Below are 24,935 nucleotides of genomic sequence, written 5' to 3'. Positions count from 1 at the left end.
CCACCTGCCCGCGCGACCTCTCAGTCCCTGGAAACCGTTGGGAGCCCTGATGGCCTCTGCCGCCGTTCATCGCACCGAGCACACCCTGACCGTCGACGCGCCGGCCGGCGTCCTGTACGGTCTCGTCGCGGACGCCACGCTCTGGCCCGCCGTGTTCGAGCCGACCGTGCACGTGTCACACCTGGAGCGTTCGCCCGGGTCCGAGCGCTTCGAGATCTGGGCCGAGGTGAACGGCCGGGTGGCACACTGGAGTTCACGCCGCGTACTGGACCCCGTACGGCGCTACGTCTCCTTCCGCCAGGACCACAGCACCCCGCCCGTCACCGCCATGTCCGGTGGCTGGCTCTTCCGGGAGCTGCCCACGGGGGAGACGGAGATCGTGCTGCGGCACCGGTTCACCGTGGTGGACGACGACCCGGACGCCGTCGCCGCCGTCTCGGCCGCACTCGACCGCAACAGCGCCCGGGAACTCGGCGCGCTGGGCCGGCTCGCCGCCGGCGGGCACGGCGTGGAGGAACTGGTCTTCTCCTTCACCGACACCGTCGAACTGGCCGGTACGGCGGCGGAGGCGTACTCCTTCGTCGACCGCGCCGACCGGTGGCCCGAACTGCTCCCGCACGTCGCCCGGGTGAAGCTCGTCGAGCCCGAACCCGGCGTGCAGGAGCTGGAGATGGACACCGTCACCTCCGACGGCGCCCAGCACACCACGCGCTCGCTGCGGGTGTGCCGGCCGGGCCGGTGGATCGGCTACAAGCAGGTCGCCACACCCGAGCTGATGACCGGGCACAGCGGGCTGTGGACCTTCGCCGACACGCCGTCGGGCGCCGTGGCGACGGCGACGCACGTGGTCGTGCTCGCCCCGGACGCGGTCACCAAGGTCCTGGGCGGCGACGCCACGCTCGCCGACGCGCGCGCCTACGTCCGCGACGCGCTGGGCCGCAACAGCCGCACCACGCTGGAGCACGTGGCGGCGGTACGCAGCTGACACCCGGGTCCCGGTCCGCCCGAGGCCCGGACGTGACACGGCAGGTGGGGCGGCCCGGCCGGGGGCCGCCCCACCTGCCGTGTCCGGAGCGCCGAGGCGCGGGAACGCCGACGTGGCGCCGTCCGCGCGAGCGAACGGCGCCACCTCCCGTACCGGCTGCTCCTACGAACCGGCCGCGGCCGCCGCCGCGCCGCGGAAGCCCTCGGCCGCCGCCGGGAAGCCGAGCGCGACATGGGTCGTGGCCGACGTGATGTCACGCCACGGGCGCTGGGCCGGATGCGACGCGGACTGGCCGCGCGTCCCGTACGCCCGCACCACCCGCGTGGCCGCCGTGGTCAGCAGCTCGGCCGCCACGGCACAGTCCCGGGTCGCCCGCGCGGTCGGCAGCCGCCCCGTCCGGCCCCGGTCGGCCTCGGCGGCGGCCCGCTCCAGCAGCAACTGGGCGGCGTCCACCTCGGCCCCGGCCCTGACCACCTCGGGCCGCGGCGCGGTCCAGTCCGTCCAGCCGCCCACCAGAGCGCGCGCGGCGCCCAGGACCGGCCCGGCGAACGCGAGCCCGTTGACCGCCTTGTGCGGGACCCGGACGCACGCGGGCCCGCTCTCCCGGCCCCGCATCAGGTCGGCGTGCGCGAACGACAGCCGCGCGGGGACGAGGACGTCCCGCGCCACCAGCGTATGGCTGCCGGTGGCCCGCATGCCGACGCTCTCCCAGGTCTCCTCGATCCGGTACGCCTGGCGGCGCACCGCGAAGAACCGCAGTTCGCCCCCCGCGCCGCCGTCGGGGTCCGCGGCGCCGCCCGGCCCGCCCGACGCCCGGCCGCACAGCAGGGCCCAGTCCGAGAACTCGACGCCGCTCACATAGGGCCACGCGCCGTCGAGCAGCCAGCCGCCGTCCGTCCAGGTGGCCGTTCCCGAGGGGACCAGCCCGCCCACGAGCAGGGTGTCGGGGCCCTCGCTCCACACCTCGGCGCAGCCCTCCGGTGGCAGGAACGACGCCATCCGGCCGGTCTGCGCGCCCAGGGAGGCGATCCAGGCCGTGGAGGTACAGCCCTCGCCCACCAGGGCGACGGCTTCGAGGAGTTCACCGAACCCGCCTTCCGCGCCGCCCCAGCGGCGCGGCACGAAGTGCCGGGCGAACCCGGCGGCGAGCAGGGCCTTGACCGACTCGGGCGCGAGCCGGCCCTCGGCGTCGGCGCGGACCGCGTGCGCCGCCGCCACCCGAGCCGGGTCGGCGGCCGCCTCGCGCAGTCCCGTTCCCGGCGGAGAACCGGCCGGCAGGGTTTCTACGGACATGTCAGAGCACTCACTCCCGATTCCGGACGGCGACCCGTCGCCGTCATGTCGTGGGCAGTTCGACGGACTGGCTGTGGTGGAAGACGTTCCGCGGGTCCCAGCGCGCCTTGACCTGCTGCAACCGCGGGTAGTTGTCCTTGTGGTAGAGCCGGTGCCAGGACCAGTCGGAGGTGTTGGCGTCGGGGTCGTGCACACCGGTGTCCGGGTAGTTGATGTAGCAGCCGTCCGTGACGCCGTTCGGGACGGGCACCCCGCCGGTCTCCTTGTACACCGCCCGGAAGACGCCGTTGGTCCAGGCGATGTTCGCGGCGTCGTCCGCCGGGTCCTGCCACATGCTCTGGTAGAGCAGCTTGAAGTGCGAGTCGCGCTGGGCCACCGCCGTCGCGCTCGGGGACACCCGGTCGATGGCCCCGCCCACCAGGTGCAGGATGACCATCGCCATCGGGTTGTCGACGCTGTCGCTGTTCAGCCACTCGTAGATGCGGTCGATGTGCGTGTCGGGCACGGCCCTGCGCACGTACGCGGAGTGGTGGTGGCCGCGGATGGCGGGGTCGGTGACCATCGGGGAACTGGTGCCGAGGCGCCGGGTGGCCCGCAGCCAGGGCAGCCGGGTGGGTTCCGCCAGCTCCGGGAGCGCGCCCAGTTCGCCCATCGGGCGGACCGCGGCCTCGGCGGTCGCCCCGACACCGTCGAGGATGTGCGTGTGGTAGGCGCGGAACAGCTTCTCCGCGTCCGGCACCGTCGCGTCCATCTGAGCGAACATGCTGATCCCGCCGCTGGAGCGGTGGGTGAAGGGCAGGGCGCCGGCGAGCGAGGCGTACGGCGAGTCGGGCGAGCCGTGCTTCTCGAACCAGGTGCCGACGTTCTGCACCAGCCGCCTGAAGCCCCGGCCGTCGAGCTGGTCCCAGGGCAGCGACAGCGCCTGGACCAGCACCTCCTCGGGCGGCCTCGGCAGCAGCCTGCCCGGGTCGGAGCCGGTGGCGCCGGGCGTACGGAACCAATAGCGGGTGATCACACCGAAGTTGCCGCCACCGCCCCCCGCGCAGCCCCACCACAGGTCGCGGTTCGGATCGTTCGCCTCCCGCGTGGCCACCACACTGCGCACCCGGCCCGAGCGGTCCACGACGACGACCTCCACGGCGTGCAGGTGGTCGACCGTCAGGCCGTGCAGCCGGGAGAGGAGTCCGTAGCCGCCGCCGGAGACGTGCCCGCCGACGCCGACCGAGTAGCACATGCCGCCCGGGATGGTGACTCCCCACCCCTTGTACAGCGCGTCGTACACGTTCATCAGCGTGGCGCCGGCCTCGACGGCGAACGCGCCGCGCTCCTCGTCGAAGGAGACCCGGTTCATCAGGGACATGTCCAGGACCAGGTCGATGTCCTTGTGGAAGACGAAGTCGGCGAGACAGTGACCGCCGCCCTTCACCGATATGCGCTTGCCGCCGCGCACCGCCTCGTCGACGGCGGCCACCACCTGCTCGGTGGTGGAGACCAGGCGGACCTCGTCCGGAGTGCCCACCCAGCGGCGGTTCTGGCCGGTGGTCAGCTCCGTGTACCGCGGGTCGTCGGGCAGCACCCGCACCGGCGCCGCCGGGCTCGTCGCGGCCTCCGCCGCCTCCCCGGCACCCGGGGCCGCCGCGGCGCCGCCCGCCGTGAGCAACGGTGCCGCCACCGCGGCGGAGGCCACGGACGCGGCCCCGCCGAGCACTCTTCGCCTGCTGAATTCTCGCTCCATGCTGCTGTTCTCCTCGGTCGCGCGGATGCGGGCGCGCGTAGGGACCCCGCGCCGCGCGCCCACCGCAACACGGCCCGCTCGCAACCGGCTTGAACCGGCCGCCGTACCGGTCCTCCATCGGTTTTCGAGCGGCGGGTACGACGATGTGCTCCGCGTCGGACAGGGCCCCGGACGGGACCGGGACGCGCAGGACGAGGCACATCAGCGGCGGGAGGAATCAGGTGACCGACAGCGACCAGGCGACCGGGAACACGGGCGTGTCGACCGACCTCTACACACGGGTCCAGCAGTTCTACGCGCGCCAGATGCAGGCGCTGGACGGCGGCCGTTTCGAGGACTACGCGGCGACGTTCACCAAGGACGGCACCTTCCAGCACTCGCCGGGCGCCGAGCCGGCCGTCGGCCGGGACGGGATCGTCGCCGAACTGATCGAGTTCCACAAGCGGTTCGACGGCGACCCCGTGCAGCGTCGCCACTGGTTCAACCACGTCGTGCTGGAACCGCTGGACGACGGCTCGCTCCGCTCCACGGTGTACGCGCTCGTGGTCACCACCAGGCCGGGCGGCAAGCCGCTCATCGCCCCCAGCTGCGTGGTGAACGACGTCCTGGAGGTCGAGGGCGGCGCCGTGCTGACGCGCTCCCGCCAGATCGACCACGACCAGCTCGTCTGAGGGAGACGGCAGTGATCCCGTACCGGCGGGTCACCCCCGCCGGGCCCTGGGGCCCGGTCCAGGACGCCTGGGCCGGCGCCGGCCGCGTGGTGGTGTACGGCGCGGCCGAGGCGTGGGCGACCGACGCGCTCACCGCCCTGTCGGCGGAGGAGACCGCCCGCGTGCGCGCCCAGCGCAGCGCCGCCGCGCGCGGCCGCTTCCTCGCCTCCCGCCGGCTGCTCCGTCACACGGTCGGCACGCTCCTCGCCGTCCCGTGGACCGGCGTACGGCTCGCGCGCACCCCGCTCGGCCGGCCCGTGCTGCCGGACCGGCCGGACATCGGCATCAGCCTCAGCCACACCGGGGGGCTGCTCGCCGTCGCCGTCAGCGCGCTCGGTCCGGTGGGAGTGGACACGGAACGGGCCGGGCGGCCCACCGGGCCGGAGCTGGCCGGCCGGGTGTGCGCCCCCGGCGAGCTGCTCCACCTCGCGGGACTGCCCGCGCGGGACCACGCGGACGCCGTGCTGCGCCTGTGGACGCTGAAGGAGGCGTACGTCAAGGCGCTGGGCACCGGACTGCGGGTGTCCCTGCGCGGCATCGGTTTCGACGCGATCGGCGGGCCCTCGCCGAGCGGACCGCGCGGCTGGTCGTTCACCACGCGGGAGGTCCGCGTATACATCGATGGTGATGCCGGTGATGCCGGTGGTGCCGGCACCTCTTACCACGTGAGCGCGGCCCACCTGACCAGCGCCCACGCGACGGCGGCACGTACCGCGTGGTCGCGTACGATTCCGGCGCCTACGGCACCCGCACCCGCACCCGTGCCCGCGCTCGCGGACCGGCCCGGCGACACCGCCGCCGGCCGGGCCGGGAACACCGCCGCCGGCCGACGGCTCAGCTCGCGCTCCGCAGCGGGGTCCTCGTGACGGCCTCCAGGGACGGGTCGCCGTTGAGCACCGCCAGGTGCAGCCGCTGCAGCCCCGGGGTCGGCTCGACGCCGAGCTCCCCGTTCAGCCGCCCGCGCAGCCGCCGGAACTCCTCCAGGGCGCGCCACGGGCTGCCCGCCCGGTAGAGCGCGGTCATCAACTGCGCGCACAGGTTCTCGTTGAGCGGGTGGCGGGCGCTGAGCATGCGCAGCTCGGGGAGCAGGGAACTGTGCCGCCCCAGCCGCAGATCCGCCTCGATGCGCTGTTCGAGCACGGTCAGCCGGGCCTCCTCCATGCCGATCACCTCGAGTTCGAGGGCGGGCCCCTTGGGCACGTCCGCGAGCGCCGCGCCGCGCCACAGCGCCAGCGCCGTACCGAGCAGCGTGGACGCCGCGTGCGCGTCACCCGTCTCCAGCGCCCGGATCCCACGGGTCGACAGGTCCTGGAACTCGGCCAGGTCATGACCCTGGCTGGGGGCCACGAGGCGGTAGCCGCCGTACGCCGTGGCCAGGACGTCCTTGGGCGACGGGCCGCCCCGGTCGCCGTCGGAGCCGAGGGCGGCGGCTATCCGCCGGCGCAGTTGCAGGATGTACGTCTGCAGGGTGGTGGCCGCACTGCGTGGTACGGCGTCCCCCCAGACCTCCTCGATCAGGGCCCCGACCGGCACGGCGTGCCCGGGGCGGAGGGCGAGCAGGGCGAGTATCTGCTTGGGCTTGTTGGCGGTCGGGACGATGGACATGCCGTTGTAGTCGATGGCGAGCGGACCCAGGACCCGTGTCTGCACCGGTTGTCTCCGTTCTACGAGGCCCAGCGGCGGGGCATGACCCGGAGCCTGGCATCGAGTGCCACACGGTTCCCAGAGCGTCCGGCACGAGTTCCCCCGTGAACTGCGCATGCCGGGGTATGCGTTTTTCACGGCGCTCCGTGATCAGTCCCTCTCGCACAGTGCGTATGCCCGCGCGCTGCCGGTGTACGTCCGGACCACCCAGGTGTTCGGGACGCGGGAGGACGGCGCGTTCATGTCGACCGGGCCCGCCGGCGCTCCGTCGGGCCGGGCCATGGGTTCCGACTCGTAGCCACCGCCGACCAGTTCGGTGCCCTTCGGGCAGGTGGCCTCGGACGGCGCGCCCGTCGCCCACTTCCCCGTCACCACCACGGGGACGTCATCGGCCAGGGCCGGCGCGGCGCCCGCCGCGCCGAGCCCCGCGGCCAGCAGGCAGCACAGCGCGGCGCCGCGGGAGAGGGACGGCCGCGTACGACGGTTCTTCGGCATTCGGTACTCCTGAACAGGTCGGGGGCTCCACGGTGGGGCGGCCGGCGCGCGCCGTCGTCCGGCAGGCGGGGACGGCCGGGGCGGCCGGGCCCGAGGCCATGTGCCCGTGCGACACCGGTCATCCGGCGCGTGCGCCGTGCATTTCACCCCCGAGCCGTACGAGAATCGCACGACCGGCCCCCCGGCCCCGGCCTCCAGGCCCACCGCGCACCGAGCGAGGAGAGTGCCATGAGACGTCCGAGTCCGACCACCGCCGTTCCGGACGCACGGGACCCGCGGGATCCGTGGCTCCGACACGCCCGACACGCCCGACACGCCCGACCGGACCGACGTCCCGGGGGGCGGTGACGGCCGTGCTGCGCATCCACTTCACGGGCGAGGACCTGCGCAAGGTCACCGTGGCCGACGGAGTCGATCCGCTCTGGGAGGTGCTGCTGAGCCTGCACGCGATGCAGGAGCGCGGTGCCGACTCCCTGGCGTTCGCGGAGTGGCGCCGCCGGTTACGCATACCGGCGGCGCGCTCGACGTCCGTGCGGCTGCTGACCGAACTGGCCCGCCCCTGGGGCTATTCGCCGGACTTCCTGACCCCCGGCCGGGCGGAGGAGGGCTTCGAGGCCGGCCTGGACCGGGTGCTGTCCACGCCCCGCGCCCGGCTGCGGACGGAGTTCTCGAACCTGGCGGAGGAGAGCCCGCCCACCGCCTGGACGCGGGCGCTCGGGGACGGCGAGCCCGCCGCGCTGCGCCGCCTCGGCGAGGCGCTGAGGACGTATCACCGCCTGGCCCTCGCGCCGTACGCCGGCGCCATCCGGGCCCAGACCGAGGCGGACCGCGCCCGGCGGGCGCAGGCCCTGCTCGGCGGCGGCGTGGACCGGCTGCTGGCCGAGCTGCACCCGAGGGCCGAGTGGCAGGCCCCGGTGCTCCAACTGCCCGTCTACGCCGACCAGGACATCCACCTCGGCGGCCGTGGCCTGGTGCTCGTGCCGTCGTACTTCTGCCGTATTCAGCCCATCACGTTGCTGGACACCGACCTGCCGCCCGTCCTCGTCTACCCCCTGTCGCCACGGCTGGCGGGCCGGCTGACACCCGACTTCTCCGGCCTGGACGACGAGGCGTACGCGGGGGAGGACGCGGCCCGGGCGGTCCCCGTCGTCGCGCTGCTCGGCAGGACCAGGGCCACGGTCCTGGAGGCCTGCGCGGTGGAGGGGACCACGACGGACCTCGCCCGGCGGGTCGGGGTCGCCGCACCGGTCGTCAGCCGCCAGACCAGCGTGCTCAGGGACGCCGGGCTGGTCGCGAGCGAGCGGTACGGCGGATCCGTACGGCACCGGATCACCCCGCTCGGCATAGCGCTGCTCAACGGCGCGTTGCCCGGCTGACGCCGGACCGGGCCGGCCGGTCGAGGGGGCGCCGGCCCGGCCAGGGGCATTGCGTCTGGGGGCAAACCCTGGATCCGGTCGGCCCGCACGCGCGACAGTGTTCGAGCGTCGAGCGGACGGGCACAGCGTGACCCGCACCCGATCGACGGTGGGCCCCAGGCCACACGGGGGAAACGGGGGGCAACGGGGCAACGGGGGAACGGGGGAGGCGTCGCCGCGTCGGACGGGGGTACGGCGCGGCGACGCCGCGCCGCTCCTGGCCGCCGCGCGGACTCGTCGGTGACCTGACGCGGCGCCGGCTCCGCCCACCTGTCACGGAGGCCCGGACGGAGCCCGCCCGGCGCGTCACGGACGGCGGCGCGTCACGGACGGCCGCACGGCGGAACCGTACGGCCGTCGCCGTGCGCGGCGGGCCGCGTGGTCCGGACGCGGGGGCTCCCCACCGGCACCGGTGAACGCGCGGCCCCTTCCGTACGTATGACGGGGCGGAGCCGTACCCCCGTGGGATCAGGAGCGCGCCGATGACCCGTCATGTCCGTCGCCACACGGCCGCGATCGCGGCCCTGGCCGTCGCCTCGGTGCTGACGGGCTGCGGCGGGACCTCGGATGACACGCCCAAGGCGGCGGCGTCCGCCTCCACGCCGGGGTCCGCTTCCGGGGCCCGCGCCGGGTCCCCCTCCGCCGGGCCCGAGTCGGACGACGCCGCCGAGCCCCCGAAGCCCGCGAGCATGGAGAAGCTGGCGGAGGTCGTCGGCTGCGAGCCCGAGGAGCGCGGCAAGACGCTCGACTACCGGCAAGGCGTGTGCCGGACGGACAGCGGCCAGTACGTGATGCTCACCTTCGACACGGACAAGGGCCAGGAGGACTGGCTCACCTACGCGCAGGCGTACGGCGGGGTCTACCTCGTGGGCAAGCGCTGGGTGCTCTCGGCGGAGCCGCGCGCGGCCATGGAGGAGGTCCGGGCCGAACTCGGCGGGACGATCGAGGAGACCGGCGCGTTCGGCGCGTCGCCCGGCGCCTCCGACGGCTCGTAGCCCTCCGCCGGATCGACCAGGCGGTCCAGCGCCTCCTCCACCTCGGACGCGACCTGGATGACGACGCGCTCGTCCGGGCTGATGAACCCGTCGCCGACCATGTTGTCCAGCAGGGTGAGCAGCGGGTCGAAGAACCCGCCCCGGTTGACGAGGACGAGCGGCTTGCGGTGGATGCCCAGCTGGTTCCAGGTCGCCACCTCCAGCAGCTCGTCCAGCGTGCCGAAGCCGCCGGGCAGCACCGCGAAGCCGACCGCCAGCCGGTACATCAGCGCCTTGCGTTCGTGCATGGTCTCCACGACGATCACCTCGGCGCGCGACTCGTCCGGCCGCTCCCGCTCGTACAGCTGCCGGGGGATCACCCCCGTGACCGGGGCCCCCGCCTCCAGCGCGGCGTCCGCGACGGCGCCCATGATGCCGACCCCGCCCGCGCCGTAGACGAGCCCCGACCCGCGCCGTGCGAGCGCCCCGCCGAACTCGGCGGCCAGTTCGAGGTGCTGGGGCCGGGCGCCCGGCCGGGCCCCGCAGAACACCCCGACCCTCGCCACGCCCGACTCGGCACACGCTGCTGGCATGGACGCGTCCGCCACCTGTGTCACATCCGGCTCCTGTTCCCTCGGTTGCCATATGTACTCGAATGCATACAGTAAGTGAGTCCACCTCCGCTCGGCCGGGCCGTCCGCTCCTCTCGCCTTGCCATATAAGGGATTTAATAGCTTTAAACATCCGAAAGAGTTAATTCCCGGATCTTCTGAGTTTGGTCAGGGCATACCGGTATCGGCAAGACGTTTGTCTACGAGATGCGGAGGCTTGCCGATGGTGCCTGCCATGCAACGGGACGCGCGGGAGCGGTTCCTGGCCGACGTCCATGTCGGCGTCCTGGGGGTCACGGACACCCGGGGCGAGAGCGCGCCGTTGCTCGTGCCCGTCTGGTACCGGTACGAGCCCGGCGGCGACGTGGTCGTGCAGACCGCCCGGTCGGCGGTCAAGACCCGGTTGGTCGAGGAGACCGGCCGGTTCAGCCTCTGCGTGCAGGACGAGACGGCGCCGTACCGGTACGTCAGCGTGGAGGGCCCGGTCGTCTCGGTCACCGACCCGGCGGACGCGGCCGAGCGCGAGGCCACGGCCCACCGCTACCTGGAGTCCGACGACGCTCGGGACTACCTGACGGCGACCGCCCACCAGCTCACCGAGGACATCACGCTCCGGATGCGTCCGGAGCGCTGGCGCACGGCCGATTTCGCGGCCTTCGCCGCCGAGTTCGCCGGTTCCGACGGCAACCGCTGATCCGCCCCCCCACTTGCCGGAAGGCATCTCCGCATGAGCAACACGCTCCCCCGCCCGGACATCCGCACGGGCCTGTCCACCCACTCCCGGCTCCCCGGTCCGCCCCCGCGCGTCTATCCGCGCGACCGCAGCCTGCCCGAGCTGTTCGAGGACCGGGCCCGGTCCTCGCCCGAGGCGCCCGCGGCCCGGTACGGGGACACCGTCCTGACCTACGGCGAACTCGGCGCCCTGTCCGACCGCCTCGCCGCACGGCTGCTCGCCGCGCACGTGGCACCGGGATCCGTTGTGGGGGTGTGCGGCAGCCGCTCCCTGGAGGCGCTGGTCGCCTTCCTCGGCGTCCTGAAGGCCGGCTGCGCCTACGTCCCCCTCGACGAGGACCACCCGCCGGCCCGGCTGCGGGCCATGGCCGAGGACGCGGGCGTGCACACCGCCGTCGTCCTGCCCGGCGGCACCCGCCGCATCCGCGGCCTGCGCACCCTGATCGGGGTCGACCCCGTCGCGGCCGGAGCGTCCGGGGGCGACGCGTCCGCGGGCCGTCCGGCGGGGGCGGGCGAGCGGGCGGCCGTGCCCTGGCCCCCGGCCGGTACGGCGCTGCCGGCCGCGCGCGCGACCGACCGCGCGTACGTGATGTTCACCTCCGGCTCCACCGGCCGGCCCAAGCCCGTCGCCATCCCGCACCGGGGCGTCGCCCAACTGGTCCTGGCCGACGCGGAACTGACCCCGCCCGGACCGGGCGACGGGGTGCTGCACGGCTACGGACTCTCCTCCGACGCCTCCACGATCGAAATCTGGAGCGCCCTGCTCGGCGGCGCCTGCCTGGTGCTGGTGGACCGCGCCGAACTGCTCTCCCCGGCCGCCCTGGAGGACCGCTTCCGGGCCCAGGGCGTGACCGTCGCCTACCTCACCACCAGCGTCTTCCACCATGTGGCCAGGACCCGCCCCGCGGCGCTCGAACCGCTGCGGTTCGCCTCCGCCGGCGGCGAGGCGATGGACCCCGCCCTGGCCAGGGCCGTCCAGGAGGCGTGCCCGCAGACGACCCTGGTGAACTTCTACGGGCCCACCGAGAACAGCGTCGTCTCCACCGCCCACGTCCTGCCGAAGCTCACCGGCGAGGAGGAGTCGGTCCCCATCGGCCGGCCCTTCGCCGCCTCCACCTGCCATGTGCTGCGCGCGGACGGCGGCCCCGCCGCACCGGGCGAGGAGGGCGAGCTGTACGTCGGCGGCGACGGCCTGGCCCTGGAGTACATCGGGGACCCCGAGCTGACGGCCCGGCGTTTCGTCGACGCCCCGCACGAGCCGGGCGGCCGGCTCTACCGGACCGGCGACCGGGTCGTCCGTACGGAGGAGGGACTGCTCGTCTACCGGGGCCGGCTGGACCGCCAGGTCAAGGTGCGCGGCCAGCGCATCGAACTGGACGAGGTGGAGACCCGGCTGCGCTGCCACGACGAGGTCGGCGAGGCGGTGGTCGAACTGCGCGCCGGCGCCCTCACCGCCTACCTCACCCCGGCGCGCCCCGGGGGCACGGTGCCGGTGGACGAGCTGCGGCGGTACTGCGTGCAGTGGCTGCCCGCCCAGGCGGTGCCGATCCTGGTGCCCCGCGACCGGTTCCCGGTGACCAGCGGCGGCAAGGTCGACCGCAAACGCCTGCTGGCCGAGACGGCGGCGGAGCCGCCGGCAGGGCCGGGCCCCGCCGGCGAGGCCCCGGCCGACGGATCCGTCCAGGGCTCCGGGACGGCGAAGACGGCGGCACGGACCACGCCCGCCGGGAAGGTGACGGGGGTGCTCGACGCCCTCGCCGAGGTGTGGCAGCTGGTGCTGCGCGTCCGCCCCGCCCCCTCGGACAACTTCTTCCACATCGGCGGCGACTCCCTGCTGGCCGCCGAAGTGGTCACCCGTACGCTGGCGTTGCTCGGCCTGGACGCCTCCCTCGGCAGCACCCTCATCCGGGCGCTGCTGACCGATCCCACGCTGGAGGGGTACGCGACGGCCGTCGGCGCGCACCGGGGCGGCGGCGCGGGCGCTGGCCGGACGGGGGCGGGGGGCCCGGGCGCGGACATCGACTTCGAGCGCGAGACCGAGCTGGGCTTCACGCTGCCGCCCGCCGAAGGGCCCGAGCCGCGCCCGGGAGACCCCGCGGACGTCCTGCTCACCGGCGCCAGCGGATTCGTCGGCGCCTTCCTGCTGGACCGGCTGCTGCGGGAGACGACGGCGCGGATCCACTGCCCGGTCCGGGCCTCGGGTCCCGCCCACGCCGAGCGGCGCGTGCTGGCCGCGCTCACCCGCTACGGGCTGGAGGCGGACGAGGCCGCGCGGCGACGGCTGGTCTGCTTCCCCGGCGACCTCGCCGCGCCCCGGCTCGGACTGAGCCCGGAGCACACCGCCGAGCTGGCGGGCTGCCTGGACCTCGTGATCCACAACGGTGCCCAGGTCAACTTCCTCTACCCGTACACGGCGTTGCGGGCCGCCAACGTGGACGGCACCCGGGAGATCGTCAGGCTGGCCGCCCGCCGGCGGGTGCCGGTCCACTTCCTGTCCACCGTGGCCGTCCTCGCGGGGTTCGGCGCGGAGGGCCGCCGCGAGGTGGACGAGGACGTCCCGCTGGCCCACGCGGACCGCCTCACCATGGGGTACGCGGAGAGCAAGTGGGTCGCCGAGGGCCTGCTCGGCCGGGCCGCCCGGCAGGGACTGCCGGTCGCCGTCCACCGGCCGTACGAGGTGACGGGCGACCGGCTGCACGGCGCCTGCAACACGGAGACCGCCATCTGCTCGCTGTTCAAGACCATCGCGGAGACGGGCCTGGCCCCCGACATCGCGCTGCCCATGGACTTCGTGCCGGTCGACCATGTCGCCGAGTCCGTCGTGCACATCGCCACCCGGCACCCGGCGACCGGCCGCGTCTACCACCACACCAACCCGCGCCCGGCCGTCCTGGGCGACGTGCTGGCCCGGATGCGCGCGGCGGGCTGCGAGATGACGATGCTGCCGTACGAGGAGTGGGTGGGCGAGCTGGTGCGCCATGTCGCCGTGAACCCGACCAGCCCCACCGCGCCGTTCGTGTCGCTGTGCGTGGACCGGGTGAACAAGGGGGACATCTCGGTCAAGGAGCTCTATCTGGAGGACATCTTCCCCCGGCTGAGCCGCCGCAACACGGAAGAGGCCCTGGCGGGCAGCGGCTTCGACTGCCCGCCGGTCGACACTGCGCTCCTGGACCGCTATCTGGAGTTCTTCTTCACCTCGGGCTACATGCCCCGCCCGCGACCGGCCATGGACGCCGTGTCACGGGAGGCCGCTCGGGCCGTCCAGGTCCTGGCGGAGTCGGTGGAGTCGGTGGGGTCGGCGGAGCCGGAGACCGCGGGAGCGTCCGCGGGATAGCCGGCGCGCGGCGCCGCGGGCCGGGGGACCGGGCGGAGCGACCACGCCGCCGCCCGGCCCGGCTCGTGTGCGGTACGGGGCCGGCCCCTGCCGCACCGGCTTCGCGACCGTACCCGCCGGGACGGTTCAGGGCCCCGGGCCGTACCACCCGTGTCCCGGCCCCGGGCACCGTGCTCCGGAACCGGGGCGCCCGGGGCCGTACCGGAATCGTCACCAGCGCACCGGAACGGCCTCCGGCAGCAGCACCGCGTGGTCCTCGCGCCAGCGGATCTCCTCCGGAGCGACCGCGAGCCGCAGCCCGGGCACCGCGTCGAGCAGCGCCCGTACGGCTTTCTCGGTCTGGGCCCGGTTGAGCGCGGCGGCCGGGCAGAAGTGCCGTCCTTGGCCGAACCGCAGGTGCGGCACCGGCGGACGGTCGATGTCCAGGCGGTCGGGGTGGTCGAAGACCGCCGGGTCACGGTTGGCGGCGTCGGTCGAGATCAGTACCAACTCCCCGGCCCGCACGGTGACTCCGCCGACCACGGTCTCCGCCGCGGCGACCCGCGTGATGGAGTCCCCCAGCATCACCGACCACCGGTACAGCTCCTCCAGCGCCCGGGGCAGGGCCTCCGGCTCCCGGCGAAGCCGGGCGGCCAGTTCGTGGTCACGCGCCAGCACGAGCGCGCACAGCGCCAGGAAGGCCGCCGGGTTGCCGAGCCCGGAGAGGAAGAGGAACACCGCGATCTCGACGAGGTCGTCATGGCCGAGCGGGCGGTCGGAGGAGCGGTTCAGCGTGACCAGGCGGCCGAGGAGCCCGTCCGTGCCGATGACGGCCATCCGCTCCTCGAAGTGGCGCATCGCCTTCGTCCAGTCGTCGAACAGATGCTCCTCCATCGCCCTTCCCGTGGCCAGCAGACCGAACCAGCCGGCCAGTTCCGGGGCGTCGCGCACCGGCAGGCCCAGCAGCTCGCAGGTGACCTCGGCGGCCCAGGGCAGCGCGAAGTCGGCCACCAGATCGGCGGGTTCGCCCCGGGCGAGCATCCGTGCGAGCAGGGTGTCGGCGATCTCGCGCACCCGTTCCAGGGACACGTGCGGCTGCCTGGGCCCCATGCCCTTGACGGCCTCCTCCCGGAGCCCGGCCCCGCGCAGCAGGTGCATCGTGCCGACGACCGTGAGCGGCGGCGGATCCTTCTCCTCCCGCGGCATCGCGGGATCCGCGGCCCTGCTCCGGCTGAGCAGGGGATCCTTCAGGGCCTCGCGGGCCGCGGCGTACCCGGTCACCAGCCAGGCCGGCCAGCCGCCGTTGGTCACCACACGGGTGACCGGGGCGTCGGCGAGGAAGCCCCGTAACGCGTCCGCCAGCTCGTCGCCGCGGAAACCGAACGGGTAGTGGGGAAGCTCACCGGCACGGGGCATGCACGTCTCTCCTCGGGAGGTCGAAGCGGCTCGGGGCGGAACTTTCGCGACCCGCCCTGACATGGCCTGGCCCAGGCCCTCCCGTGATAGCCGCATTACTTCCGCGACGGGGGGCGAGGACGGGGAAGACCACCCACAGGAGTGGTCCTTTCCCACGCCCGGGGGTGCCCGGGCACGTCATCGGCGTACCGCGGTCCGTCGCCCGGACGGGGGAACGCGGGGCGAGTCCCCGCCATGACCGGTGCCCACGAGGACACGATGGTTCTTTGCCGTGCCCCGCTCCCCGACGTACGTGCTCGTCCCGAGTTCGCCTTCTTCCCGAAGCGCGCCTTCTCCACTTCCCATTTCCCTGTTCCACATCACCGGGGGCACGGCGGGTCCGGGAGGCCGACATGCGGATCCTGCTCCTCGCGAGCGCCTTCAACAGCCTGACGCAGCGCGTCTACGCCGAACTGGCCGACCGGGGCCACAGCCTCGACGTCCATCTCGCGGTCGGGGACGATCCCCTGCGCGACGCGGTACGCCGGCACGCGCCTGAGCTGATCATCGCCCCGATGCTCAAGGCCGACATCCCCCGGGACGTCCGCTCGGCGCACACCTGCCTGATCGTGCACCCCGGCCCGCCGGGCGACCGCGGCCCCTCCGGCCTGGACTGGGCGATCCACGAGGGACGTACCACCTGGGGGGTGACCGTGCGTCAGGCCGAGGAGGAGATGGACCGCGGCCCGGTCTGGGCCTTCGTCCCCTGCCCGCTGCCGCCGGCCGGCAAGAGCGACCTGTACCGCAACGAGATCTCCGACGCCGCGCTGACGGCCGTGCTGCGCGCCGTCGACGTCCGTACGTCGGGCGGCCACCCGCCGAGGCCCCGGCCCGGCGCGCCACAGGATGCTCCCGACCGCCCTCGGCCGTACCTGGACCAGCGGGTACGAGGTGTCGACTGGCGGAAGGACACGACGGCCACGGTGGTGAGGAAGCTGCGGGCGGCGGATTCCCGGCCGGGGGTGCTGGACACGCTGTGCGGCGAGGAATGGTTCCTGCACGGCGGCCACCCGGAGGACGAACTGCGCGGCGTGCCCGGCGCGTTGCTGGCCACCCGCGCCGGCGCCGTCTGCCGCGCGACCGTGGACGGCGCCGTATGGATCCCCGAGCTGCGGCGCGGGCGCCGCGCGGGCGGGCCCCTGCCCCTCAAGCTCCCCGCGACCCTGGCGCTGGGCGCCCGGCCGGACGCCCTCGCCGGCCTGCCCGAGGCGCCCGCGCCGCTGCATCTGCCGGAGCACCGGCGGACCTGGAGCGACATCCGCTACGCGGAGGACGGCCCGGTGGGCTTCCTGCGGTTCGCCTTCCCCGGCGGTGCGATGAGCACCGACCACTGCCGACGGCTCTCCGACGCCTACCGCTACGCGCGGTCACGGCCGACGTCGGTGCTCGTACTGGGCGGCGGCCGGGACGTGTTCGCGGGCGGGCTGCACCTCCATGTGATCGAGGCCGCGGCCGACCCCGCCAAGGAGTCCTGGGCCAACGTCAACGCGATGCACGACCTGGTGGAACGGATCCTGACCACCACGGACCGGCTCGTGGTGGCGGCGATCGGGGGCAACGCGGCGGCGGGCGGCGCGATGCTGGCGATGGCGGCGGACGAGGTCTGGTGCCGGGGCGGTTCACTGCTCAATCCGCACTACCGGCGGATGGGGCTGCACGGCTCGGAGTACTGGACGTACAGCCTGCCGCGCCGGGTGGGGCGGCCGGCGGCCGTACGCCTCACCCAGCGCGCCATCCCCGTGACCCCGGCCATGGCGAGGCGGATCGGGCTGGTGGACCGGGTCCTGGACGTCGCGCCGGGGGAGTTCGCGGCGGAGACCGTCCGGCAGGCGCGGGCGCTCGCCGCGACGGTGGACGTGCAGGAGCGGATCGCGGCGAAGAAGGCCGCGCGGGACCGCGACGAGGCGGTCAAGCCGCTCGCCGCCTACCGGGTGGAGGAACTGGAGCTGGCGCACAAGAACTTCTTCGGGCGGGGCGAGCCGTACCACGCGCTGCGCGCCGCCTTCGTCCGTGAGCGGCCCGTACGGACCGCGCCACCGCACCTGGGGGCCTGACCGGCCCGGCGGCCGGGGCGGGGCCGCGTCCGGGCCGTCCGCGAACCGTTGACGGGCGTCCCCGTGAACGATCCGTGTGTGCCGGCCGTGCGCATCGTCCCCTCGTTCACGTGGGCCGTTCAGATGGGCTGTTCACATAGGCCGTTCACATGGACCGGTTCGCGCGGGCCGGTCGTGTGGACCGGTCACGCCCCCGGCGCGTTCAGCGCGTCGAGCGCGGCGCGCACCTGGCCCAGCGGGTCCTCGCCGACCGGGCGGAGCACGACCGTGCCGGCGCCGGCACCCCACAGGTCGGCGATGCGCCGCGCCGCCGCGGGCGCGTCACCGGCGGCGAGGAAGACGTCCTGCGGCGGGACGCCCAGCCATGCCGTGTACTCCTCGACCACCGGCGCGGTCGCGGTGGCGACCCGGTCCGGATCGTCGTGCACGCACAGGTGGGTGAAGACGACGAGTTCGTGCGGGCGGGGAGCGTCGGCCGCCGCCCGTCCTCTGGCGATGGCGGCGAGCGCGGCCTCGATCGCCTTCGGCCCCTGTCCCTCGGCCATGACCGTGCCGTCCGCCACCCGGCCGGACAGCTCCAGCGACCGGGGCCGTACGACCCCCGCCACCAGCGGCGGCGGTACGGCGGGCGGATGGACCAGCCGGACGCCGTCGACGCGGACCGCCCGCCCGTCCACCGTGGTGCGCTCGCCGGAGAGCAGGCCCCTTACCGCGGTGATGGTCTCCTCCAGCAGCGCCAGCTTCGCCGGGGAGGCGGCGCCGACCTGGGCCATCCAGTCCGCCACGCCGTGCCCGATCCCCGCGATCAGACGGCCCGGGTACACCCGGGCCAGCGTGGCCAGTTCCATCGCGAGCAGCGCGGGGTTGCGCAGGGGCGCGGGCACGATGCCGATGCCGATCCGCAGCCGCTCGGTGGCGGCCAGGGCGATCGTCGCCGAGGAGACGGACCCGGCCCAGGCAAGGTCCTCAACCACCCACACGTCGTCCACGCCGAGGTCCTCCGCCGCGGCGGCGAACGCGGCGAGGTCCTCGGGACGCTGCTCCCGGTCGAACATGACGCCGATACGGCGCGCGGACTCGGTTTCCGGCGATCCTGCCTCGAAGGCACGGGGTGCGCTCGTCATGCCGTCACCCTAAAGGCCGGCCCGGCTCCGGGGCAGGGGGCGAGAGGGCAGCCGCGACGGGCCGGGGGGGAGGCGGCGGGTCAGGAGGACATCGCCCGCGCGCCGTTCGCCGGTTCCCCGCAGCACGCGCCGCCGCTGCGTCCGCACACCCGTGTGAGCAGCGCGGCGGGATCGGGGTCCTTCTGGAGGGCGGGCAGCAGCAGCCCCCACAGATCGTGCAGTTCCTCCTCGATCTGCCGGCGGCCCTCCAGGGCGTCGGAGACGGTGTGCAGCCCGAAGAACGCGCACACCAGTCCGTACGCGGCGACCTGCGGACGCACCCCGGGCGCGAGGTCGCCCTCCGCGCGTGCCTCCGTCAGCAGCTCGGCGACCGTCTCCAGCCAGCCGACGAAGGGGCGCGGCAGCGCGGCGTCGATGGCCCTGCGCTCGCTCCAGAGGCGGGAGCCGGCCCGGATGATCACATCGTCGCGGAAGGCCCGGGCCACCTCGAAGCTCAGGGCCACGAGCCTTTCCAGCGCCGGGTGCCCGGTGGCGCGGTAGCGGTCGATCAGCGCGGGCCAGGTCGCGAAATGTTCCTCCACGATCGCCAGGGCGAGATTCTCCTTGCTCGCGTAGTGGAAGTAGATGGCGCCGCTGGTACGTCCCGACCGCGCGCTGATATCGCTGATGCTGGTCCCCGCATACCCTCGTTCGTCGAACAGGCGTGCCGCCGTCTCCAGGAGAAACCTGCGCGTCGTTTTCGCACGAACCTGCTCAGCCCGAACCCGCACGTGGATACCCCCGCACATCCCCGGTCGATGAATGACCGCCCGTCATGACAGAGCGCAATGTAGCGCTTTTCGCCGGGGGCTGACGGACGCGTCCGGGGGTGCGCTTCTCGCGGAATTGCGGTGTTCTTGTCGCATGAAGATATCGGTGGGTGGTCCCGTCGAGGGAACCCGGCCGCTGTCGTGGTCACGCACCGTCGCCCGCGAGCTGGTGCACCGTACCTCCGTGGCGGAGGTGCTGCTCACCGATGTCCGGCGGCTGGCGGACGGCCGGTACGTGGCCGCCGCCTGCTGGCCCCGGTCCCACCCCACCTTTCCGCGGGACGGCGACGGGCGGCACAGCCCGCTGATGGTCGTGGAGACACTCCGTCAGCTCGGCATCTACATTCCGCTGCGCTACTTCGCGGTCTCGGCGGACGCGCACGCGCTCATCACCGATCTGCGGTACGCCATCGACCCGATGACCGAACCGCGCGCGGAATCCGGCGCGACCGGAGTCACCTGTCTCGTACGGGCGAGCGAGGTGCGCCGCGCTTCCGACGGGACGGTCTTCGGGCTGCGGCTGCACGTCTCCTGCCTGGCCGGCGGGGTGCTCTTCGCCCGGGCCGGGGGCGGCGCGCGGTTCCTGGACCCCGTACGGTACGAGGCCGTACGGGAGGGGCGGGCGCACGGCGCGGCGCCCCTCCCGGCCCGGTCCGACGGCCACGCCCGCCCCGATCCGCGCCGCGTGGGGGCGGCCGGGCCGCGCGACCTCGTGATCCGGACGGACGGAGGCCGGGCCGGCGGAAGCCGTGCCGACGGGAAGCGGTCGCACGGGGAGCGGGCCGACGGGAAGCGGTCCGGCGGAAGCCGGCTCGACGGGCACCCGGTCCTGGTGGAGCCCGTGGACCCGCACCATCCGTTCTTCTTCGACCACCCCACCGACCATGTGCCGGGCATGGTCCTGCTGGAAGCCGCCCGCCAGGCCGCGGCGTTCGAAAGCGGTGGCGTCCTGCTGCGCCCGACCGCGGGCCGGCTGACCGCCGCGCGCTTCGTCGAATACCGGCCGCCCGCACGCGTCCTGTGCGTTCCGCGCGACACGGCCTGCGTCTTCCGGTTTCTCCAGGACGGGCAACAGAAAGCTTTCGGCGTCCTGCGCTATGAAAACCTGAATAATCAGATAGAGACACTTAATGTGAATCCTTGACTACCGAGAGTCGGATTCTCTAACGTAGCGATCGTTATGTTCTTGGGTCACGGGAACTGGCCTTCGGCAAAGGGCCGTGCCCGCCCGGAACCGCGCCCGCTCGTCAGCGGGTAACCCACGTGCCCGCACTGCTCCGCGTCGTCGCGCCGGCCGGCGCTGCCGCTTTCCGGGCTCGCTGAACAGAAAGCAAAGCGGATGACAGACCGACGCATCCTTTCCTGGACTCCCGCGGCCGTTGTTTTCGACTGCGACGGCACTCTCATGGACACCGAAATCCACTGGCAGGACGCGCGTGTCCGCGTCCTCGACGAGTACGGATCCACCCCGTCGCCGACCTTCGCGGAGCGGGCCAAGGGACTCCACTACACCGAGTGCGGGCGCCTCATGGCCACCGAGGCGGGCCGCCCGGAACTCACCGCCGAGATGACCGGCAAGCTGCTCGCGCACTTCGTCGACCTCGTCACCGGCGCTCCCGTGACCATGCCCGGCGCGTGCGAACTCGTCGCGGACGCGGCCACGTTCGCGCCGCTGGCCGTCGCCAGCAACTGCCCGAGGGAAGTGGTGGAGTCCTGCCTCGGCACGGCGGGGCTGCGCTCGCACTTCGCGCACATCGTGGTGCCCGACGACGAGATCCGGCCCAAGCCGCAGCCGGACGTCTACCTCACGGCCGCGCGGCTGTGCGGCGCCGATCCGGCCGAGACCCTGGCGGTCGAGGACTCGCACGTCGGGATCCTGGCCGCGCAGCGGGCCGGCCTGCGGGTCCTGGGCGTCGGGCCGCGGCCCGGGGAGCCCACGCTGGAACTGGTGGACCTGTGGGTCCGCTCGCTGGCCGAGCCGGAGGTACGGGACTGGGCGGGCGCCCGCATCCCGGCGCAGGCGTCGGGCTGAAAGGGCTCCCGGCCGCGTTGGGGGGCCGGTAGGGAAGCGCGGCCCCGCGGCCGGGCGTCGCCGGGACCGGGTCGTACGGCCGTCCACGAGCGGACCCGTACGGCCCGGCTCCGGTGGACCGTGAACCAAGGGCCGGTGGCACAAGGGGCGGCTGACACGGCGGCCGGTGACGCGGGGCCGCGGGGCGGGCGGCCGTGCGTGAGCGACGGGAAGGCGCGCCGTCGGCGTGTCGGCCTACCATGAATGCCATGGCTCATATCCGCCTGAAGGCGGCCGTGTCCCGGCCGTCTCGGACACCGGGGAGGCCGTCGAATGGATGAGGAACGGGCCGGCCGACTCGTGGCGGCGCTGCGGGCCCGGGGCGTCATGGCGCACACGGCCCACCTCGGGGTGTACCAGTTCGGGATACAGGTCGTGCTCATGGAGGGCGGCGAGGCCGTCTGGGACACGGACGAGTCCCTGGGACTGCGGGCGGAGGTCGTCGAGGACGGGGTCCTGGTCGGCTTCGTGCCGCAGATACCCGGCTCCGAGGGCTTCACCGACGAACAACTGGTGGAGGCCGTCGCCGCCACCCGCTACGACAAGGAGGGGCTGCACCCGCCCACGGACACCCCGCCCGGGGGCGGGCCCAGGGTCCGGCCCCCGGGGCCGGCCCCGTCTCCTCCTCGTCCGTCCTCGCCCCGTGATTCTCCGCCGCCGCCCGGCCGCCGTGGTTCCCGCTTCCCCCGATGGCCCGGCCACCGGGGTTAGGAGGCTTCCGTTCTTGTGGTCGTCGCGGCGCGCGCGGGCCGCGGGACGTCAGGCGCAGCGCTCGTTGACGTGGCCCTTCTCCCCGGCCGGGACGACATCCCGGTCCCGGAGCACGATCGACAGCCGGTCGCCCCACCGGTCGCACGCCGTGGTGAGGTCCTGCGCGCGGTACTCGATCACCAGGACCCGGTCGTCGTAGGCGTCGGCGTACGCGTCGCACTCGTCGTAGCGCGCGCACTCCTCCGCCACGGCGAAGTCGAAGCCGATGCGGGCGCGCTGTCCCACCATGTCCGCCGCGTTCTTCTGGCCGATGGCCAGGCCCGCCCGGTGCGCGCGGTCGGCCAGCAGCTCGGCGAAGGCGGCGGCCTGATCGCGGTCGAGGAGATCGTCCGAGCGCAGGTACGAGTCCAGGTTGTCGATCTCGACGGCGTCGAAGCCCTTCTCGGCGCAGCCCTCGATCCAGCCGCCGACGTAGTGGGCCAGTTCCTCGCGCCGCTCGGCGGTGGAGGTGTCGAGGAGCGGTTCGTCCCAGTCCTCGTCGACGACGAGTTCGCCGTCCGCGTCACGCAGCAGCAGGCTCGAGTGGTTCTCGTGCCACCAGTCGACGGCGTCCGGCTGGGTCTGGTAGCCGTTGACGTAGCAGATGTTGTACGCGCCGGGGGCGGGCTTCGCCGTACGGTCCCTGACGACCGTCGTCACGCCCTCGGGCGGCTCGTACGGGCCGCCCAGCTGGTAGTCGAACGCCGCGCGGGCCTCCGGCGGCCGTATTTCCCCGTCACCGGTGTCCCGGTCGGCGCCCGCCCCGGAGCCGCTCGCCTCCGCGCCGCCCTGGGGCGCCGGGTCCTTTCCGGGATCCGCGCTCGCCGAGCACCCGGTCAGCACGAGTGCCAGGGCGACCAGCGGCGCCGCGAGCCCGGCCGAGGAGGGTCTGCGGAGGCGGGGCGGGGGGAGGTGGCGCACGGAGGTCTCGATTCCGGTGGTGGTGCGACGGACCCGCCAAGTCTTCCACCAGCGCTTGACCGGTACGGTCCGCACCCCGGCGCCCGCCGGACGGTCCGGCGGACGGGCGGGTTCTCACACGGTCAGGAGGGTCGGCCCGGCCGCCCGGTCGACGGGCAGGAGCGCGTCCGGGACCGGGGGCCGGCCGAGCAGGAGGCGCAGGACCGCCACGTGCATCGCCTCCACCGGGGCGACCGTGGCCGCGGTCCTGGCGCCCGCGGGGTCCTTGACCTCGAACGCCGCGAAGAGACAGGTCTGCGCGGCCTGTTCCTCCAGCTGGAGCGCCAGCTTGGCGACATCGCTCACGTGGCCGGCGTGTTCCAGGGCCGAGGCGACCTCCCGCTGGTTGGACAGCGGGACGCCGGTGAGGGGCGACCGGCCCGCGCCGGTCAGGACCCCGTTCCACGCCGTGGCGTGGTCGGCGTGCTGGGCCATGGCCTTGGTGAGGAAGGATTCCAGCGCGGCCGGTACGGAGCCCAGCCGGCCCGTTCTGAGCGTGGTCAGCGCCGCCGCGTAGACGCCCACGGCCTGGTGTTCCAGGGCGGCCGACAGGGCGACGAGCCGTAGATCACCGGTGTAGGTGGCGTCCGCGCCCGACTGCGGCGCCGGCGGTGGGGGAGACGAGAGCGATCCGGGGGCCCCGGGGGCTCCTGGAGTCCCCGAGGCTCCTGATGGTCCCGGTCCTCCCACCGCCCCCAGGGCACCCGGTGACCCAAAGGTGCTCGGGAGTCCGGTGGCCGGTGCCCCGGCCGTCCGGAGTCCTTCGGCCGCGCAGGCGCCCAGCAGGAGTCCGGCCCCCATGCCCCCGGCCGCCCGCAGGAGCAGCCGTCGGCCCGGACCGGGGGCGGGGCCCGGGCCGGGTCTGGTGTCGGTGTCGGCGTCTGTGCCGGTGCCGGTGCCGGTGATGAGGGTCCTGCCCGTACGCCGGGACGGATCGCTTCCACGGTCCCGGGTCATCGCGCCCCGCCTGCGGAGAGGGGCGCGACCGGCAGGGCCAGGGCGGCCGGGGCGGGCGGCGTGCTGGGACAGAAGGTCTCCGGGAAGCCCGCGTCGCCCACGGACGCCGGCAGACCGGCGGCGTCCGTGGGCAGCGCGGTCAGAGCGTCGTCCCCCGCCGCGGACAGGGCCTCCAGAGCCAGCAGCACCGCCCGGTGCTGGGCCTCGACCGGGGCGACGGACCCGAACAGCCGCCGCAGCCGGGGGTCGTCGACCTCGCCCATGTCCTTGGTGTACGTCCGCGCGGCCAGGTCCTCCAGCGCGAGCAGGAGTTTGATCAACTCCATCGGGGTGCGTACCGCGCGCAACGACCGCTCGACCGGCCGGGCGTAGGCCGGGTCGGTACCGCGCCGTGCCCTGCCGCCCGCCCGGACGGCGGCGGCGTCGAACCGCCTGGCGTGCTCCTCGTGATGGCGGCGCGCGGCGTCCAGGACGTCCGTGAGCGCGCGTCCGCCGTGCCTGACGAACGGCAGGGAGCGGGCGGTCCGGTGGACGGAGACCGCCAGGTTCTCCAGCGCAGCCGCCGCGCTCAGCGCCGCGATCTCGTGGGCGGTGCCACGCGCCGCCGCGGACGTGGACGATACGTCGGGTGAGGGCGAAGTGGCGGGCCGCCGCCACCGGCCGCCCGGGCGCCCGGCGGTCTCGCGGACCCACCGGGCGCCGGCCTGTTCCGGACGACCCATCTCGTACCCCGTCTCTCTCGGCGCCCCGCGCCGCCGCGGGCCTCGCACCGACACATTCGCCAGCGGGCCGCCGGAGAGCGCCGACCGCACCGGCACGGCCGGGGGTGTTTCACCCCCACGGCCGAA

The 24,935-nt window shown here is 74.4% G+C and carries 21 protein-coding genes; 10 read left to right on the top strand and 11 right to left on the bottom strand.

What is annotated here, in order from left to right; all coding sequences use genetic code 11:
• Window positions 1–49: 49 nt before the first annotated feature.
• A complete protein-coding gene (locus IG02_RS0111240) occupies window positions 50–985 on the top strand; it encodes an aromatase/cyclase (RefSeq protein ID WP_030744945.1) in 936 nt (311 codons plus the stop codon).
• A gap of 162 nt (window positions 986–1,147) precedes the next feature.
• Here the strand turns inward: IG02_RS0111240 and IG02_RS0111235 are convergent, their stop codons facing one another.
• Together IG02_RS0111235 and IG02_RS0111230 are read right to left on the bottom strand one after the other, a co-directional pair.
• Complete coding sequence (locus IG02_RS0111235; RefSeq protein ID WP_030744942.1) at window positions 1,148–2,278, bottom strand: acyl-CoA dehydrogenase family protein; 1,131 nt, start codon at window positions 2,276–2,278, stop codon at window positions 1,148–1,150.
• A 43-nt stretch (window positions 2,279–2,321) separates the two neighbouring features.
• Window positions 2,322–4,013, bottom strand: a complete 1,692-nt coding sequence (locus tag IG02_RS0111230) for an FAD-binding oxidoreductase (RefSeq protein ID WP_078854391.1) — start codon at window positions 4,011–4,013, stop codon at window positions 2,322–2,324.
• A 221-nt stretch (window positions 4,014–4,234) separates the two neighbouring features.
• On the opposite strand from IG02_RS0111230, the gene IG02_RS0111225 reads away from it, so the two are divergent.
• Together IG02_RS0111225 and IG02_RS37740 are read left to right on the top strand one after the other, a co-directional pair.
• Entirely contained in the window at window positions 4,235–4,684 is a 450-nt protein-coding gene (locus IG02_RS0111225; RefSeq protein WP_267958502.1) for a nuclear transport factor 2 family protein, read from the top strand.
• An 11-nt stretch (window positions 4,685–4,695) separates the two neighbouring features.
• A complete protein-coding gene (locus IG02_RS37740) occupies window positions 4,696–5,589 on the top strand; it encodes a 4'-phosphopantetheinyl transferase superfamily protein (protein WP_051764848.1) in 894 nt (297 codons plus the stop codon).
• On the opposite strand, the gene IG02_RS0111215 is transcribed toward IG02_RS37740, so the two are convergent.
• Both IG02_RS0111215 and IG02_RS0111210 read right to left on the bottom strand, forming a co-directional pair.
• On the bottom strand, window positions 5,558–6,373 hold the full coding sequence (locus IG02_RS0111215; RefSeq protein WP_030744934.1) for an AfsR/SARP family transcriptional regulator: 816 nt from the start codon (window positions 6,371–6,373) through the stop codon (window positions 5,558–5,560). The genes IG02_RS37740 and IG02_RS0111215 overlap by 32 nt on opposite strands.
• A gap of 144 nt (window positions 6,374–6,517) precedes the next feature.
• On the bottom strand, window positions 6,518–6,862 hold the full coding sequence (locus IG02_RS0111210; RefSeq protein ID WP_051764847.1) for a hypothetical protein: 345 nt from the start codon (window positions 6,860–6,862) through the stop codon (window positions 6,518–6,520).
• A gap of 353 nt (window positions 6,863–7,215) precedes the next feature.
• Between IG02_RS0111210 and IG02_RS0111205 the strand changes: the two genes are divergently transcribed.
• Window positions 7,216–8,238, top strand: coding sequence for an ArsR/SmtB family transcription factor (locus IG02_RS0111205; RefSeq protein WP_030744930.1), 1,023 nt, complete (start codon window positions 7,216–7,218; stop codon window positions 8,236–8,238).
• An 898-nt stretch (window positions 8,239–9,136) separates the two neighbouring features.
• On the opposite strand, the gene IG02_RS0111195 is transcribed toward IG02_RS0111205, so the two are convergent.
• A complete protein-coding gene (locus tag IG02_RS0111195) occupies window positions 9,137–9,844 on the bottom strand; it encodes a TIGR00730 family Rossman fold protein (protein WP_078854422.1) in 708 nt (235 codons plus the stop codon).
• Between the two features lie 253 nt (window positions 9,845–10,097).
• Here IG02_RS0111195 and IG02_RS0111190 point away from each other — a divergent pair, with 253 nt between their 5' ends.
• Window positions 10,098–10,556 carry a pyridoxamine 5'-phosphate oxidase family protein gene (locus IG02_RS0111190; RefSeq protein WP_234314702.1) on the top strand — a complete coding sequence of 153 codons (459 nt, stop codon included), beginning with the start codon at window positions 10,098–10,100 and terminating at the stop codon, window positions 10,554–10,556.
• Between the two features lie 33 nt (window positions 10,557–10,589).
• Window positions 10,590–13,928 (top strand): amino acid adenylation domain-containing protein, encoded by a 3,339-nt coding sequence (locus IG02_RS36225; RefSeq protein ID WP_063756763.1) that lies wholly within the window; start codon window positions 10,590–10,592, stop codon window positions 13,926–13,928.
• Between the two features lie 210 nt (window positions 13,929–14,138).
• Here IG02_RS36225 and IG02_RS0111180 read toward each other — a convergent pair whose 3' ends face one another.
• Entirely contained in the window at window positions 14,139–15,323 is a 1,185-nt protein-coding gene (locus tag IG02_RS0111180; protein ID WP_030744921.1) for a cytochrome P450, read from the bottom strand.
• A gap of 392 nt (window positions 15,324–15,715) precedes the next feature.
• Here IG02_RS0111180 and IG02_RS0111175 point away from each other — a divergent pair, with 392 nt between their 5' ends.
• On the top strand, window positions 15,716–17,416 hold the full coding sequence (locus IG02_RS0111175; RefSeq protein ID WP_030744919.1) for a hydrogenase maturation protein: 1,701 nt from the start codon (window positions 15,716–15,718) through the stop codon (window positions 17,414–17,416).
• Window positions 17,417–17,601: 185 nt separating this feature from the next.
• Here the strand turns inward: IG02_RS0111175 and IG02_RS0111170 are convergent, their stop codons facing one another.
• A complete protein-coding gene (locus IG02_RS0111170; RefSeq protein WP_051764845.1) occupies window positions 17,602–18,540 on the bottom strand; it encodes an LLM class flavin-dependent oxidoreductase in 939 nt (312 codons plus the stop codon).
• An 80-nt stretch (window positions 18,541–18,620) separates the two neighbouring features.
• Window positions 18,621–19,328, bottom strand: a complete 708-nt coding sequence (locus IG02_RS0111165) for a ScbR family autoregulator-binding transcription factor (protein WP_051764843.1) — start codon at window positions 19,326–19,328, stop codon at window positions 18,621–18,623.
• Window positions 19,329–19,443: 115 nt separating this feature from the next.
• Here IG02_RS0111165 and IG02_RS0111160 point away from each other — a divergent pair, with 115 nt between their 5' ends.
• The 3 genes from IG02_RS0111160 to IG02_RS40565 all read left to right on the top strand — a co-directional run bounded on the left by IG02_RS0111160 (window position 19,444) and on the right by IG02_RS40565 (window position 22,131).
• Window positions 19,444–20,493, top strand: a complete 1,050-nt coding sequence (locus tag IG02_RS0111160) for an AfsA-related hotdog domain-containing protein (RefSeq protein WP_078854389.1) — start codon at window positions 19,444–19,446, stop codon at window positions 20,491–20,493.
• 195 nt (window positions 20,494–20,688) lie between these two features.
• The gene (locus IG02_RS0111155) at window positions 20,689–21,381 is read left to right on the top strand and encodes an HAD family hydrolase (protein ID WP_030744910.1); all 693 of its coding nucleotides are present in this window, start codon (window positions 20,689–20,691) and stop codon (window positions 21,379–21,381) included.
• Window positions 21,382–21,693: 312 nt separating this feature from the next.
• Entirely contained in the window at window positions 21,694–22,131 is a 438-nt protein-coding gene (locus IG02_RS40565; RefSeq protein WP_063756762.1) for a hypothetical protein, read from the top strand.
• Between the two features lie 48 nt (window positions 22,132–22,179).
• On the opposite strand, the gene IG02_RS0111145 is transcribed toward IG02_RS40565, so the two are convergent.
• The 3 genes from IG02_RS0111145 to IG02_RS0111135 all read right to left on the bottom strand — a co-directional run bounded on the left by IG02_RS0111145 (window position 22,180) and on the right by IG02_RS0111135 (window position 24,809).
• Window positions 22,180–23,091 carry an endo alpha-1,4 polygalactosaminidase gene (locus tag IG02_RS0111145; protein ID WP_030744906.1) on the bottom strand — a complete coding sequence of 304 codons (912 nt, stop codon included), beginning with the start codon at window positions 23,089–23,091 and terminating at the stop codon, window positions 22,180–22,182.
• A 114-nt stretch (window positions 23,092–23,205) separates the two neighbouring features.
• Window positions 23,206–24,087, bottom strand: a complete 882-nt coding sequence (locus tag IG02_RS39175) for a ferritin-like domain-containing protein (protein WP_234314701.1) — start codon at window positions 24,085–24,087, stop codon at window positions 23,206–23,208.
• A complete protein-coding gene (locus IG02_RS0111135; protein ID WP_051764838.1) occupies window positions 24,084–24,809 on the bottom strand; it encodes a ferritin-like domain-containing protein in 726 nt (241 codons plus the stop codon). The genes IG02_RS39175 and IG02_RS0111135 overlap by 4 nt, the downstream gene beginning before the upstream one ends.
• Window positions 24,810–24,935: the final 126 nt, after the last annotated feature.

Source organism: Streptomyces sp. NRRL F-5135, assembly GCF_000719775.1.
Taxonomy (GTDB): Bacteria; Actinomycetota; Actinomycetes; order Streptomycetales; family Streptomycetaceae; genus Streptomyces; species Streptomyces hebeiensis.
This window is presented reverse-complemented; position numbering and strand designations above follow the sequence as displayed.